The 14,134-nt window shown below is 72.9% G+C and carries 14 protein-coding genes; 6 read left to right on the top strand and 8 right to left on the bottom strand.

The window, feature by feature from the left end:
- Positions 1 to 145 precede the first annotated feature (145 nt).
- Together ACH4VO_RS26860 and ACH4VO_RS26865 are read right to left on the bottom strand one after the other, a co-directional pair.
- The gene (locus tag ACH4VO_RS26860) at positions 146 to 1,501 is read right to left on the bottom strand and encodes a metallophosphoesterase (protein WP_398441523.1); all 1,356 of its coding nucleotides are present in this window, start codon (positions 1,499 to 1,501) and stop codon (positions 146 to 148) included.
- Positions 1,502 to 1,558: 57 nt separating this feature from the next.
- Positions 1,559 to 1,798, bottom strand: coding sequence for an SCO4848 family membrane protein (locus ACH4VO_RS26865; protein ID WP_360996638.1), 240 nt, complete (start codon positions 1,796 to 1,798; stop codon positions 1,559 to 1,561).
- 121 nt (positions 1,799 to 1,919) lie between these two features.
- On the opposite strand from ACH4VO_RS26865, the gene ACH4VO_RS26870 reads away from it, so the two are divergent.
- On the top strand, positions 1,920 to 3,173 hold the full coding sequence (locus tag ACH4VO_RS26870; RefSeq protein ID WP_360996641.1) for a D-alanyl-D-alanine carboxypeptidase: 1,254 nt from the start codon (positions 1,920 to 1,922) through the stop codon (positions 3,171 to 3,173).
- Here the strand turns inward: ACH4VO_RS26870 and ACH4VO_RS26875 are convergent.
- On the bottom strand, positions 3,121 to 4,041 hold the full coding sequence (locus ACH4VO_RS26875) for a YihY/virulence factor BrkB family protein (protein WP_360996643.1): 921 nt from the start codon (positions 4,039 to 4,041) through the stop codon (positions 3,121 to 3,123). The two genes, ACH4VO_RS26870 and ACH4VO_RS26875, sit on opposite strands and share 53 nt — an antisense overlap.
- 128 nt (positions 4,042 to 4,169) lie before the next feature.
- On the opposite strand from ACH4VO_RS26875, the gene ACH4VO_RS26880 reads away from it, so the two are divergent.
- Together ACH4VO_RS26880 and ACH4VO_RS26885 are read left to right on the top strand one after the other, a co-directional pair.
- Positions 4,170 to 5,519: an FAD-binding oxidoreductase gene (locus ACH4VO_RS26880; protein ID WP_360996646.1), complete on the top strand. Its 1,350-nt coding sequence runs from the start codon at positions 4,170 to 4,172 to the stop codon at positions 5,517 to 5,519.
- Between the two features lie 149 nt (positions 5,520 to 5,668).
- On the top strand, positions 5,669 to 6,424 hold the full coding sequence (locus ACH4VO_RS26885; RefSeq protein WP_360996649.1) for a decaprenylphospho-beta-D-erythro-pentofuranosid-2-ulose 2-reductase: 756 nt from the start codon (positions 5,669 to 5,671) through the stop codon (positions 6,422 to 6,424).
- A gap of 9 nt (positions 6,425 to 6,433) precedes the next feature.
- Here the strand turns inward: ACH4VO_RS26885 and ACH4VO_RS26890 are convergent, their stop codons facing one another.
- Together ACH4VO_RS26890 and trpS are read right to left on the bottom strand one after the other, a co-directional pair.
- Positions 6,434 to 7,024 (bottom strand): 2'-5' RNA ligase family protein, encoded by a 591-nt coding sequence (locus tag ACH4VO_RS26890; RefSeq protein WP_360996651.1) that lies wholly within the window; start codon positions 7,022 to 7,024, stop codon positions 6,434 to 6,436.
- Positions 7,025 to 7,127: 103 nt separating this feature from the next.
- Positions 7,128 to 8,141, bottom strand: a complete 1,014-nt coding sequence (gene trpS, locus ACH4VO_RS26895; RefSeq protein ID WP_360996653.1) for a tryptophan--tRNA ligase — start codon at positions 8,139 to 8,141, stop codon at positions 7,128 to 7,130.
- Between the two features lie 167 nt (positions 8,142 to 8,308).
- Here trpS and rocD point away from each other — a divergent pair, with 167 nt between their 5' ends.
- Complete coding sequence (gene rocD, locus ACH4VO_RS26900; protein ID WP_360996656.1) at positions 8,309 to 9,514, top strand: ornithine--oxo-acid transaminase; 1,206 nt, start codon at positions 8,309 to 8,311, stop codon at positions 9,512 to 9,514.
- Positions 9,515 to 9,685: 171 nt separating this feature from the next.
- On the opposite strand, the gene ACH4VO_RS26905 is transcribed toward rocD, so the two are convergent.
- The 3 genes from ACH4VO_RS26905 to ACH4VO_RS26915 form a co-directional block, all read right to left on the bottom strand.
- A complete protein-coding gene (locus ACH4VO_RS26905) occupies positions 9,686 to 10,870 on the bottom strand; it encodes a glutathionylspermidine synthase family protein (protein WP_360996659.1) in 1,185 nt (394 codons plus the stop codon).
- Between the two features lie 5 nt (positions 10,871 to 10,875).
- Entirely contained in the window at positions 10,876 to 11,151 is a 276-nt protein-coding gene (locus ACH4VO_RS26910; RefSeq protein ID WP_360996662.1) for a hypothetical protein, read from the bottom strand.
- A 134-nt stretch (positions 11,152 to 11,285) separates the two neighbouring features.
- On the bottom strand, positions 11,286 to 12,683 hold the full coding sequence (locus ACH4VO_RS26915) for a PLP-dependent aminotransferase family protein (protein ID WP_360996665.1): 1,398 nt from the start codon (positions 12,681 to 12,683) through the stop codon (positions 11,286 to 11,288).
- A gap of 47 nt (positions 12,684 to 12,730) precedes the next feature.
- Here ACH4VO_RS26915 and ACH4VO_RS26920 point away from each other — a divergent pair, with 47 nt between their 5' ends.
- On the top strand, positions 12,731 to 13,243 hold the full coding sequence (locus ACH4VO_RS26920) for a carboxymuconolactone decarboxylase family protein (RefSeq protein WP_360996668.1): 513 nt from the start codon (positions 12,731 to 12,733) through the stop codon (positions 13,241 to 13,243).
- Between the two features lie 142 nt (positions 13,244 to 13,385).
- Positions 13,386 to 14,120 carry an isocitrate lyase/phosphoenolpyruvate mutase family protein gene (locus ACH4VO_RS26925; RefSeq protein ID WP_360996685.1) on the top strand — a complete coding sequence of 245 codons (735 nt, stop codon included), beginning with the start codon at positions 13,386 to 13,388 and terminating at the stop codon, positions 14,118 to 14,120.
- Positions 14,121 to 14,134: the final 14 nt, after the last annotated feature.

Consider the following 14,134-nt stretch of genomic DNA (forward strand, 5'->3'; position numbering starts at 1 on the left):
TCGCAGCAACTTGTTCGATAAGCGGCACGCTCAGAGCTCGAATCAGCGGCGAGACGACTCCTCCGCAGGCGATTCTTCCGCCGGGTGGGGCGGTGACGGGTGACTCCTCTGATATCGCGGGCAGTTGAGCGGGAACGCGGCCCGTTCAGGCCTGGCGGGAGGCGAGTTCCACGATGGTGATGTCGGAGGGCGCGCCCACCCGCACGGGCGGGCCCCAGGCGCCCGCGCCGCGCGACACGTAGAGCTGCGTGTCGCCGTAGCGTTCGAGCCCGGCGACCGTGGGATTGGCCAGTTCGGCCAGCAGGTCGCCGGGCCAGAGCTGCCCGCCGTGCGTGTGGCCGGAGAGCTGGAGGTCCACCCCGTACGCGACGGCGTCGTCGATGACGACGGGCTGGTGCGCGAGGAGGACGGAGGCGCGGGCCCGGTCCCGGTCGCCGAGCGCACGGCCGAAGTCGGGGCCCTGGCCTTCGCTCTCGCCCGCGACGTCGTTGACCCCCGCGAGGTCGAACCCGGCGATCTCGACCCGGGCGTTCTCCAGCGGGCGCAGCCCCAGTTCGCGCACGTGGTCGACCCATTGGGCCGCACCGGAGAAGTACTCGTGGTTGCCGGTGACGAAGTAGCTGCCGTGCCGTGCCTCCAGCCCGGCGAGCGGTTCGGCGGCGGAGCCCAGGTCGGCCACCGACCCGTCGACGAGGTCGCCGACGACGGCGACCAGGTCGGGCTGTGCCGCGTTGATCGAGTCGACGATCCGCCGGGTGTGCGCCCGTCCCAGGATCGGGCCGAGGTGGATGTCACTGACGACGGCGATCCGGAAGCCGTGCGCGGAGCGCGGCAGTTTCGCGAGCGGCACGGTGATCCGCTTGGTCCGGGGTCCGCGCAGCACTCCGTACGTGCCGTACCCGACGGTGCCGAGCCCGGCGAGCGCGGCGGCGCCGCCGACCGCGCGCGCGACGAACAGCCGCCGCGAGGGATCGGCGGCCGAGGGGGCTCCGGGGGCCGGCGGGGCTTCGGGGGCCGCCGTGCGGGGCGGGGTCGCCGTACACGTACCGGTGGCGCCGGGCGCGTCGGCGGCGGTGCCCGCGGCCCTCTCCGCACGCGCGGGCGCTCCGGTGTCCGCGGGGCTCCCCGTGACCGCCTCCGCCTCCGCGCCGTCCGTAACGGGTCCGGCCGCAGCGCCCGCCCGACGGGCCGTCAGACGGCGCAGCACGGGGCGTACGACCTCGCCGACGAGCAGGGCCAGAGTCAGGTAGAGGAGCGCGGCCAGCCAGAGGAACCCCGGCCAGGCCAGCGCCTGCTGCACCACGAAGGGGAAGCCCGCACGGCCCGACACCAGGGCGCCGAGACTCAGGAGCGGCAGGACGAACGCGGCGGCCGTACCGGCGCGGCGCGCGAGGCCGCCCCGGGCCGTCGTGTCACCGATCAGCCTGCGCCACACGTAACGGTGCGCACCGACGAGCAGCGCGAGGACCGCGACCGCCACTCCTACGAACACCACGACCACGTACGTTCCCCCGCTTTCCGGTACCTGTGCCGCCCGCTCACGCGCGGGCCGGATGTGTCACGCGCGCCGCGAAGCCCTGACGCCACGGAACCCGATGACTCCGACGGCCGTCCCCAGAAGAAACGACGTGACGGCGAGCAGCAGATGGACCCAGAAGTACGCGGTCGGGTCGCCGGCGTCGTCGAACGCGAGCCCGCTGCCGTCCTTCCAGAGGTTCTTGACGAAAGTGACCCAGATGAACCAGCTCCACACCCCGAAGGCGAGCAGGAACCAGGAGACGGGGCGGCTGAGCTTCATGGAATCAGTATCGCCGCCACGCCCGGGGCGGGTCGCGCGGGGTGGGCCGTACCGGCGGTACGCGCGGCGGGTCAGGGCATCCGTGCTTCTCTCCCCAGCAATGCCCTGTACGTTTCCGACCGTGCCTGCTCTGAAAAAGACCGTGATGACGGTCCTCTCTGCCGCATTGTTGTCCGTAAGTGTCGTCAGTCCCGGGGTGGCGGCCGACAAGGACAAGACCGACGACACGCAGCCGAAGCCGACCGGGCCGATGTCGACCGTGGGCGGCAAGCGCCTCGGCGAGATGGGCACCCAAGTCGCTCTCGGCCCCGGCGCGCCGGTCCTGCCGAAGGACCTCACCGCCCGGTCGTGGATCGTCGCGGACGCCGAGAACGGCCAGGTCCTCGCCGCGCACAACGCCCACTGGCGGCTGCCCCCGGCCTCCACGCTGAAGATGCTCTTCGCCGACACGGTCCTGCCCGCCCTGCAGCCGAAGAGCATGACCCACACGGTGACCGAGCAGGAGCTCGCCGGGGTCGGCGAGGGGAGCAGCCTGGTGGGCCTCAAGGAGGACCACGCCTACACCGTCCACGATCTGTGGCTCGGGGTGTTCCTCCGCTCCGGCAACGACGCGGTGCACGTGCTGTCCTCGATGTACGGCGGGGTGGACGCGACGGTCGCGGCAATGCAGCGCCACGCCGACGAACTGCAGGCGCTCGACACCCACGTCGTCTCCCCCGACGGCTACGACGCCCCCGGGCAGGTCTCCAGCGCCTACGACCTGACCCTCTTCGCCCGCAGTGGGCTGCAGAAGGCGGACTTCCGCGAGTACTGCGCCACGGCGAGCGCGGAGTTCCCCGGCGAGCAGAAGAAGGGCAAGAAGCGCGAGAGCTTCGAGATCCAGAACACCAACCGCCTGATCACCGGGGACATCGGGGTGGACCCCTACCGGGGCATCGCCGGGGTCAAGAACGGCTACACCACCCACGCGGGCAACACCTTCACCGGGGTCGCCGAGCGCGATGGCAAGGTGCTCCTCGTCACCGTCATGAACCCGTCGTCCGACGTGAGCCACGCCGTCTACAAGGAGGCGGCCGGCCTGCTGGACTGGGGATTCGCGGCGAGCGGCAAGGTGATGCCGATCGGCGAGCTGGTGCCGCCGAAGTCGGCCGAGATCGGCCCCGGGACCGGCAAGGGCGCCCAGCCCACCGGGGAGGAGTCGGCCGGGGCGGGGGCCACCAAGGTCGTCGCGGCCCCCGTCGCCGCCGGATCCGGCGGAATCGGGATCGCGCTGTCGGTCGTCGGGGGGCTGGTGGTGGTCCTGGCCGGCGGGGTGTTCCTCGTCAACCGGCGCTGGCCGCTGCCGGACCTGGTGCGCCGTCTGCCGCGTCGCTGACGCTCCCCTTCCCGTTCGTCCTGCTGGGCGTCGCCGTCCAGGCGGCGCAGAACAGCAGCAGCTTCGCGCTGAAGTTGATCCACAGCAGGAGCGCGACCGGGACGCCGAAGGCGCCGTACATGCTCTTGGAGGCGACGCCGCTCATGTAGCCGCCGAGCAGCAGCTTGAGGAGCTCGAAGCCGACGGCGCCGAGGAGTGCCGCGACCGTCAGCCGCCGCCGCGGCGGCTCCACCCCGGGCAGCAGGGTGAGCAGGTAGAGGAGCAGGAGGAAGTCGGCGAACACGGCCACGGCGAGGGCGGCCACCTGGAGCAGCACACCGCCCACGCCGTGTCCGGGGACGCCGAGCAGGTCGGCGGTCCAGCCGATGGCGATGGAACCGCCCGTGGAAGCGGCGAGCGTCACGAGTGCCGCGCCGCCGAGCCCGACCAGCAGTCCGGCGTCCTTGAGCTTGCTGATCACCGGATTGCCGTCGTCCGCGTCGTCCTTCTCCCAGACGGCCCGCAGGCAGTCCCGCATCGCGCCGATCCAGCCGATACCGGTGAAGAGCAGCAGCGCACCGGCGACCAGACCGACCGTGCCCGCGTGGGCCACCAGGTTGTCCATGCCGAGCTGGTCGGAGATGCCCGGGACCTGCTGGGCGAGCTTGTGCTCGATCGTCCGCAGCTGGTCGTCGGAGAGCAGAGCGGCACCGACCGCCGCCCCGACCGCGATGAGCGGGAAGAGCGCCAGGAAGCTGAGAAACGTGATCGCCGCGGCGAGCCTGGCCCAGTGGACCCGTTCCAGGGTCTCGTAGGAGCGCCAGGCGTGCGTCTCCATCAGCCGCGCGAGGGGCGGCCCGATGACGGGGAGTCTTGTCAGCCAGTCCATGCGGTACGCGTACCCTCCCGGGGCCGGAAAACCGAGGCGCCGTGCCTCCGCGGTGGCCGATCACCCATTTCGGTGAGTGCTGTAACAAATCCCTCAAAAGGGTTTTCCCGGGCGATACGGTCACCCCCATGTCCGTCGACACGGTGTCCATGACCGGCTGGGGCCGCACCGCCCCGACCACCGCACTGCGGTTCCGCCCCCGTACGTACGAAGAGGCCGTCGTCACCGTGCGGGGCCGCGGGCCGCGAGGGGTCGTCGCCCGCGGGCTGGGCCGCGCCCACGGCGACGCCGCGCAGAACGCGGGCGGATCCGTGGTGGACATGACCGCGTTGAACCGTATCCGGACGGTCGACGCGGTCGGGGGCACGGTGGTCTGCGAGGCGGGGGTGAGCCTGCACCACCTGATGCGGGTGCTCCTGCCGCTCGGGGGGTTCGTGCCGGTCACCCCCGCGACCCGCCATGTCACCGTCGGGGGCGCGATCGGCTCGGACGTCCACGGCCGCAACCACCGCTCCGCCGGCTCCTTCGCCCGCCACGTGCGCTCCCTGGACCTGCTCACCGCCGACGGCGAGGTGCGCACGGTGCTGCCGGGGACCCCGCTGTTCGACGCGACCGCGGGTGGCCTCGGCCTGACCGGTGTCATCCTCTCCGCCACGCTGGCCTTCCGCCGCGTCGCCACCTCGCTGATGGCGGTCGACACCGAGCGCGCCACCTGCCTGGACGACGCGATGGCCCGGCTCGCCACGTGGGGCGAGGCCGCCCCGTACGCGGCGGCCCGGATCGATCTCCTGGCGCACGGGAAGGCGACCGGCCGCGCCGTCCTCACCCGGGGGGAGCACGCACCCCTGGAGGCGCTTCCGGCGCGCGCCCGGCGCACCCCGCTCACCTTCCGTACCGGGCAGCTGCCCGCCGCCGCCCCGCTGCTGCCTGCCGCTCTGCTCGGGGGGACCTCCGCGGCGCTCGTGAACGAGCTGCGCCACCGCAGCGCCCCCGTGGCGCGGTCCGGGGAGCTCCGGAGGATCTCCGCCTTCTTCCACCCGCTGGACACCCTGCCCCACTGGAACCGCCTCTACGGGCGGGCCGGTTTCGTGCGCTACCAGTTCGCCGTCGGCCACGGCCACGGGGAGACGGTGGCCCGCGTCGTCCGCCGGCTCTCCGCCCGCCGCTGTCCCGCCTTCCAGGCCGTCCTCAAGCGGTTCGGTGACCCGGGCCCCGGCTGGTTGTCGTTCCCGGTGCCCGGGTGGACGCTCTCCTTCGGGCTGCCCGCCGGCCTGCCCGGTCTGTCGCGGCTCCTCGACGGCCTCGACGAGGAGGTGGCGGCGGCCGGCGGCCGGGTCTGCCTGGCCGAGGACGCCCGGCTGCGCCCGGACGTCGCCGCCGCGATGTACCCGCGGCTGGCCGAGTTCCGCGCTTTGCGCGAGGAGCTCGACCCGGCCGGGGCCTTCCGGTCGGACCTGTCCCGCCGCCTCGCGCTCTGACCTCCACCGGGGCCCCGGTCGCCTGTCCGGCCGCCGACCGGTTCCCACGAGCACCCGCCCGCCGGCTCGGCCACCCTGCCCGTCCGGCCGGCCGTCTGTCCGCCTGTCCGCCTGTCCGCCTGTCCCGTTCTCGTCGCCAGGAGTTTCCCGTGAAGGACGCCTTCGGTGCCCCGCAGTCCCTGCTCGTCCTCGGCGGCACCTCCGAGATCGGCCTGGCCACCGCGCGCCGGCTGATCGCCCGCCGCACCCGCACGGTCCGGCTGGCCGGCCGGCCCTCGCCCGCTCTGGAGCGCGCCGCCGCCGAGCTGCGCGAACTGGGTGCGGACGTCCGTACCGTCGCCTTCGACGCCCTCGACACCGCCTCCCACGAGGAGGTGCTCGGCAAACTCTTCGCCGACGGCGACATCGACATGGTGCTGCTGGCCTTCGGCATCCTCGGCGACCAGGCGCACGACGAGGAGGAACCGCTCTCCGCGGTCCGGGTGGCGCAGACCAACTACACGGGCGCGGTCTCGGCCGGTCTGGTGTGCGGCGCCGCGCTCCAGGCGCAGGGCCACGGATCGCTGGTGGTGCTGTCGTCGGTGGCGGGTGAGCGGGCCCGGCGCGCCGACTTCATCTACGGCTCCAGCAAGGCGGGCCTGGACGTCTTCGCCCAGGGACTCGGGGACGCGCTGCACGGGACCGGAGTGCACGTGATGGTCGTACGCCCCGGCTTCGTACGGTCACGGATGACGGCGGGGCGCGAGGAGGCGCCGCTCTCCACCACACCCGGCGCCGTCGCGGACGCCATCGTGACGGGCCTGCGGCGCCGCTCGGAGACGGTGTGGGTACCCGGTGCGCTGCGGGTGGTCATGTCGGCCCTGCGGCACGTGCCGCGCCCGCTGTTCCGGCGGCTGCCGGTGTGACACGGCCGGTCAGGGGCGCAGCGAGGGGTGTTCCACGGTCCATCCGCCCTGGGCCGGCACGGCCGCCGCGCCGCCGCCGGCGCCGAACGGGAACTCGTTGATCTGGCGCCAGACGCCGTCCGCGCCCTGTTCGTAGAGTCCGAAGGAGCCGCAGGTCCAGGCCGCCTCGTACGAGGAGAGCTCCTCGTACGCGCGGTCCATCGCCTCCTCCGCGATGCCGTGCGCCACGGTGACGTGCGGGTGGTACGGGAACTGCAGCTCGCGGACCAGCGGTCCCGAGGGTTCCCGGACCCGCTTCTGGAGCCAGGAGCACGCCGAGGCGCCCTCGACGACCTGGACGTAGACGACCGGGGACAGCGGGCGGAAGGTGCCCGTACCGGACAGCCGCATCGGGAAGGGGCGGCCGGCCGCGGCGATCCGGCCGAGGTGCGCCTCGACCGCGGGCAGGACGGCCGCCGCCGCCTCGGTCGGCGGGAGGAGGGTGACGTGGGTGGGAATGCCGTACGCGGCAGGGTCCCCGAAGCTCGCGCGCCGCTCCTGGAGCAGGCTGCCGTAGGGCTCCGGGACCGCGATCGAAACGCCGAGCGTTACGGTCCCCACATCGTTCTCCTCAATCTTCGGTGGTCGATTTCCGGCCGCGACCGGCAGTCGTCCCGACGCCAGTGTGCCGCCTCGGGCCGTGCTCCCGCCAGGGTCCTTGGACTCAGTGCTTGGCGGGCAGAAGGCCCATCCGGTCGTAGGCCTGCGCCAGCGTCTCGGCGGCGACGGTCCTGGCCTTCTCGGCTCCCTCGGCCAGGAGCGAGTCCAGCGTCTCCGGGTCGTCCAGATATTCCTGGGTGCGGTCGCGGAACGGAGTGACGAACTCCACCATCACCTCGGCGAGGTCGGTCTTCAGCGCGCCGTACCCCTTGCCCTCGTACTTCCGCTCCAGGTCCGCGACGGCGGTTCCGGTGAGGGTGGAGTAGATGGTGAGGAGGTTGCTGACACCGGGCTTCTTCTCGGCGTCGTAGCGGATCACGGTGTCGGTGTCGGTGACCGCGCTCCTGACCTTCTTCGCGGTGGCCTTCGGCTCGTCCAGGAGGTTGATGAGGCCCTTCGGCGTGGACGCCGACTTGCTCATCTTGACCGCCGGGTCCTGGAGGTCGAAGATCTTCGCCGTCTCCTTGAGGATGTACGGCGACGGCATCGTGAACGTCTGCCCGTAGCGGCCGTTGAAACGCTCGGCGAGATCCCGGGTGAGCTCGATGTGCTGGCGCTGGTCCTCGCCGACCGGGACCTGGTCGGCCTGGTACAGCAGGATGTCCGCGACCTGGAGGATCGGATAGGTGAACAGGCCCACGGTGGCGCGGTCCGCGCCCTGCTTGGCGGACTTGTCCTTGAACTGCGTCATGCGGGAGGCCTCGCCGAAGCCGGTGAGGCAGTTCATGATCCAGCCGAGCTGGGCGTGTTCGGGGACATGGCTCTGGACGAAGAGCGTGCAGCGCGCCGGGTCGAGACCGGCCGCCAGCAGCTGGGCGGCGGCGAGCCGGGTGTTGGCGCGGAGCTCCGCGGGGTCCTGCGGCACGGTGATCGCGTGCAGGTCCACCACCATGTAGAACGCGTCGTGGGACTCCTGGAGGGCCACCCACTGGCGGACCGCACCGAGGTAGTTGCCGAGGTGGAACGAGCCTGCTGTGGGCTGGATTCCGGAGAGCACGCGGGGTCGATCAGAGGCCATGCACTCATTGTCTCAGGTGCCGGGCCGATCTCCGCCGAGCGGTGCGGGAAAGAGGCGGGAGACGGTGTGCGGGGCGCGCCGCGCTCCGGAGGTTTCCCGGTGCGGCATCCGACCGACGATACAAAGTGGGCACACCCCGCCCCCGCCGCACGACGAACGGAGACCCCGTGCCGACCACGGACACCGCCCTCGCCTCCGCCGAGGCGCACAGCGCGCACAACTACCACCCGTTGCCGGTCGTCGTCGCCTCGGCGGACGGGGCCTGGATGACCGATGTCGAGGGCCGCCGCTACCTCGACATGCTCGCCGGCTACTCAGCACTCAATTTCGGCCACGGCAACCGGCGTCTGATCGACGCGGCCAAGGCCCAGCTCGACCGGGTGACGCTCACCTCCCGGGCCTTCCACCACGACCGGTTCGCCGACTTCTGCGCGCGGCTCGCCGAACTCTGCGGCATGGAGATGGTGCTGCCCATGAACACCGGCGCGGAGGCCGTGGAGACGGCGGTGAAGACCGCCCGCAAGTGGGGGTACCGCGTCAAGGGCGTGCCGGACGGGATGGCGAAGATCATCGTCGCCGCCGGCAACTTCCACGGCCGGACGACGACGATCGTCAGCTTCTCCACGGACCACGAGGCGCGGGCCGACTTCGGTCCGTACACACCCGGGTTCGAGATCGTGCCGTACGGGGACCTGACCGCGCTCGGGGCGGCCATGACCGAGAACACCGTGGCGGTGCTCATGGAGCCGATCCAGGGCGAGGCCGGGGTCCTGGTGCCGCCGCCCGGTTACCTGGCGGGGGTGCGCGAGATGACCCGCGAGCGGAACGTCCTGTTCGTCGCCGACGAGATCCAGTCGGGTCTCGGTCGTACGGGCAGGACGTTCGCGTGCGAGCACGAGGGTGTGGTGCCCGACATGTACGTGCTGGGCAAGGCGCTGGGCGGTGGTGTGGTGCCGGTCTCCGCCGTGGTGTCGTCGGCCGCCGTGCTGGGTGTCTTCCGCGCCGGCGAGCACGGGTCGACCTTCGGCGGGAACCCGCTGGCGTGCGCGGTCGCGCTGGAGGTGATCGCGATGCTGCGCACGGGCGAGTTCCAGCAGCGGGCGGCGGAGCTGGGCGACCACCTCCACCGCGAGCTGGCGCTGATGGCCGACGGGGGCGGGGTCGAGGCCGTACGGGGACGGGGTCTGTGGGCGGGCGTCGACATCGCCCCGGCCCTCGGCACGGGCAGGGAGATCTCGGAGAAGCTGATGGAGCGCGGGGTCCTGGTCAAGGACACCCACGGCTCCACGGTCCGGATCGCCCCGCCCCTGATGATCAGCAAGGAGGACCTGGACTGGGGGCTGGAACAGCTCCGGGACGTCCTGCGCGGCTGAGCGCCGGCACGCGTCGGGAATCAGCCCGCGACCCGGGCCCGGGACCAGGGCTCCGGCGCGGCGCTCACGCCGCCCGGCCTGAGCGCGGTGCCGGGACCTGGACCCAGGAACCGGGATCGGCCCCGGCCGCCCGGGCTCCGGCGCGCCGCGCTCAGGCCGCCCGGGCCCGGATCAGAGGATGACGTGGGGCAGGAAGCGGGCGTACTCGTCGGTGACCGGCCCCGCCGACTCCCGGATGCCGAGCCCGGCCGCCTCGTCCCCGACCACCCAGGCGCCGAGAACCACGCGGTTGCCCGCGAAGTCGGGCAGCGGCGCGCATTCCTGGTAGCAGCAGGCCTCGTCGCGGATCACCGGCGGGCTGCCCGGTGCGTGCACGGTGACCCCGGCGCCCTCGCGGCCGAGCAGCGGCTTGGACACGTAGCCCGCCGCCCCGTCCGCCAGTTCGCGCGGACCGTCGAGGTAGGCCGGCAGCAGGTTGGGGTGCCCGGGGTACAGCTCCCACAGGACGGCCAGCAGCGCCTTGTTGGACAGGAGCATCTTCCAGGCGGGCTCGATCCAGCAGGTGGAGCCGGTACCGCCGCCGTTGTCGAGGGTGTCCAGGACGTGCGGCCCGAACCGGTCGGTCGTCAGCCACTCCCACGGGTAGAGCTTGAAGCAGCTGCGGATGAAGCGGAGGTGCTCGTCGACGAAGCGGCCGGTCAGCCGGTCCCAGCCGATCCGCTCCATGGAAAGGGCCTCGGTGGTGATGCCGGCCTGTTCGGCGGTCTCCCGCAGGTAGGCGACCGTCATCAGGTCCTCGCCGAGCTCGTCACCGTCGGAGTGGGCGAAGTGCACCGGGCCGGGCGGCAGGAGGGACGCCTGCCGCTTCCACGCGTCGACGAGGCGTTCGTGCAGCGAGTTCCACTGGTCGGCGCCGGGGAAGCGCTCCTCCATCCAGAACCACTGGGGGCCGGCCGCCTCCACGAGGGAGGTGGGGGTGTCGGCGTTGTACTCCAGCAGTACGGCCGGACCCGACCCGTCGTACCGCAGGTCGAAGCGGCCGTACAGCGACGGGAGTTCGTCGCGGCGGCGCCACGACTCGGCGATCAGTCCCGCGAGCCGGCGGTCGGTGACGCCGAGGTCGGCGAAGCGGTCGTGCGCGACGATGTGCGCGGCCGCGGCCAGGCACATGGTGTGGAGCTCCTCCACGACCTCCTCCAGTGCCTCGACCTCGGGCAGGGAGAAGACGTAGTAGGCGCTCTCGTCCCAGTACGGGCGCAGCGATCCGTCCGGGTAGCGGGTCAGGGGGTAGATGAGGCCCTGCTCCTCGACGGTCCTCTGCCAGCCGGGACGTGGCTCGATGGTGCGGCGCTCCACCGGGTTCAGCCGCCGCCGCTGTGGGAGCTGCCGAAACCGCCGCGGTCGACCGCGGACTTGTCGAAGCTTCCGCCGGAGACCTTCCCCCGGTGGCTGCTGCCCCCGTAGTAGTACGAGCCGCTACCGCTGCTGTCCCGGCACTCGTAGGAGGGCAGTTCCTCCCGGGTCACCGGGTCGACACACCGCCTGTCGGGGTCCGAGCCGCACGCGGTGAGCGTCGCCGCGAGCATCCCCACGCCGCCGAGCACCACCGTGGTCGACCGCAGCCTGCGTCTGATCATGTTGTCCGTCCCCCGTCCGTCGGCACGCCTTTGCCCGTCCGTCGACCACCCGGACGTGCAGTCAGATTAGATGGCCGGTCGGTGGGGCCGAAACCCGGTGGTACGACGGTGCCGCCCTGTCCGGCCCCCACGGTTCACGGCAGTACCCGGCACAGGGCGTCCAGCGCACCGGCCCAGCCGCTCTCCGAGGGCGAGCCGTAACCGATCACGAGGCCGTCACGGACCGGCTCCGCCTCCCGGTGCCGGAACCGCGAGAGCCGCTCCAGGGCGAGTCCTTGCCAGGCCGCCGCCCGGACCACCGACTGCTCGGTTCCCTCCGGGAGCCGGAGCACCGCGTGCAGCCCGGCCGCGATCCCGCTCACCCGGCAGTCCGGCGCCCGTTCGGCGAGCGCCTCGACGAGCTGGTCGCGGCGGCGCCGGTAGCGCAGCCGTACGGAGCGCACATGACGGTCGTACGCCCCCGACCTCATGAACTCCGCGAGCGTCAGCTGGTCCAGCGTCCCGGGCACGCCGCCGACGCCGTTCTGCGCCTCGCACACCTCCCCCACCAGCCGCTGCGGCAGCACCATCCAGGCCAGCCGCAGCCCTGGCGCGAGGGACTTGCTGGACGTCCCCAGGTAGACGACCCGCTCCGGGTCGAGGCCCTGGAGGGCGCCCACCGGCTGCCGGTCGTAGCGGAACTCGCCGTCGTAGTCGTCCTCCAGGATCAGCCCCGTCCCCGACCTCGCCCAGTCGATCGCGGCGGCCCGCCGGTCCGGACGCAGCGGCACGCCCGTGGGGAACTGGTGGGCGGGGGTCATCAGCACCGCGCCCACGCCCCGCATACCGCCGAGTTCGCCGGTCCGCGCACCGAACCCGTCCACCGGCAGGCACGGGGTGCGCAGTCCCGCCCCGGTCAGGAGGTTCCGGTGGATGTCGAGCCCGTACGACTCGACTGCCACCTCCCGGACCCGGTGCCGCCGCAGCACGCTCCCCATCAGCGTCAGCCCGTGGACGAAGCCGGAACAGACCACGATGCGCTCGGGATCCGCGTAGACCCCGCGCGCCCGCGCCAGGTAGTCCGCCAGTACGGTCCGCAGCTCGACGCGCCCCTGCGGGTCGGCGTACCCGAATGCCTCGTCCGGGGCGGCGGTGAGGGCGCGCCGGGACGCCTTCAGCCACGCGGCGCGCGGGAAGGCCGAGAGGTCGGGCGACCCCGGCATCAGGTTGTGGACCGGGCGCCGCTCCTGACGGGACCGTACCGGCCGCGTGGCCGCCCGAGGCGGGACGGCCCGCCGCGCGACCGAGGTCCCCGAGCCCTGACGTGCGGTCAGCCAGCCCTCCGCGACCAGTTCGGCGTAGGCGTCCGCGACCGTGTTGCGGGCGACCCCGAGGTCGGTGGCGAGTGTCCGGGAGGAGGGAAGCCGGGTGCCGGGCGCCAGCCGGCCGCCGCGCACCGCGTCCCGCAGGGCGTTCACCAGGCCGCTGCGCACGCCGGCTCCGACCGGTTCGATGTGCAGGTCGGCACCGAAAGTGGCCCAGGAATCCGTCATGGAAATGGACCATACCGGTGCGCCACCGGCGCCGTAGCGTCTTACCCATGACGACGATCACGCCCTCGCACGCATCCGCCGAGCACGCCCCCGAGCACCCCGCCCGCCTGCCGTGGGCGAAGCTGGCCCCCGAGGTCTACAAGGCCATGGTCCGCCTGGACATCGCCGCCACCAAGGGTCTCGACCCGGTACTGGCCGAACTCGTGAAGATCCGCGCCTCGCAGCTCAACCGCTGCGCGCTCTGCCTGGACATGCACACGAAGGACGCGCTGGCGGCGGGCGAATCCGTCGAGCGGATCGTCCAGCTCGACGCCTGGCAGGAGTCGCTGCACTTCTACACGGAGAGGGAGCTGGCGGCCATCGAGCTGACGGAGGCCGTGACCGTACTGACCGACGGTTTCGTGCCGGACGAGGTCTACGCGAAGGCCGCCGAGCACTTCGAGGAGGCGGAGCTCGCCCAGCTGATCGCCGCCATCACGGTGATCAACGCGTGGAACCGCTTCGGGGTGTCCACCCGTCAGGTCCCGGGCCACTACGCACCCGGTGACATCAAGCGCTGAAGACCCGTCACCCCGGGGCGCCGGGCCGAGCCCCTGGTCCCTCCGGGCCCGTACACCGGGGTCCGCCGGTCCCGGGGCCGGCGGACCCCCGTACGACGGCTCCCCCGCGTGCCCCTGCCTTCCGCCGACCCCGGAGCCCCGAATCGAGCCCGTATCCGTCTTCCGCGCCCTGCACCACGACCGCTCCCCCGGCGACCCGCTGGTCCTGCCCGGCCCCTGGGACGCGGCGAGCGCGCGCGTCTTCGAGGAGGCCGGGTTCCCGGCCCTGGCGACCCCGAGCGCCGGTGTCGCGGCGTCCCTCGGCCACACGGACGGGCGCACCCCCGCGGCCGAGATGTTCGCGGCCGTGGCCCGGATCACCCGGGCCGTGTCCGTGCCCGTGTCGGCGGACGTCGAGGACGGGTACGGGCTGTCCGCCGGCGAACTCGTCGAGCGCCTCCTGGAAGCGGGCGCGGTGGGCTGCAATCTGGAGGACTCCGCCGACGGCGTCCTGCAGGATCCGCGGCGCCAGGCGGACCGCCTCGCCGCGGTCCGCGAGGCGGCGGGCGGACGCCTCTTCGTCAACGCCCGCATCGACACGTACCTCACGGGCGTCCCGGCCGGTACCGACGTGGTCGAGGAAACCGTCACCCGCGCCCGGCTGTACGCGGCCGCCGGTGCCGACTGCGTCTTCCCGATCACCGCGCCGGCCGCCGACCTGCCCCGGCTGGCCGCTGCCGTCCCGGTCCCGGTCAACGCCCTCGGCACACCCGACGACCCGTCCGGTGCCCGGCGGCTGGCCAAGCTGGGAGCGGCCCGGATCACGTACGGTCCGCAGCTCCAGCGGCGGGCGGCGGACGCCGTGCGCGGTATCGCCGACCGGCTGCGCGGCCACTGACCCCTTGCACACGC

This window comes from Streptomyces sp. NPDC020780 (assembly GCF_044334475.1).
GTDB lineage: Bacteria > Actinomycetota > Actinomycetes > Streptomycetales > Streptomycetaceae > Streptomyces.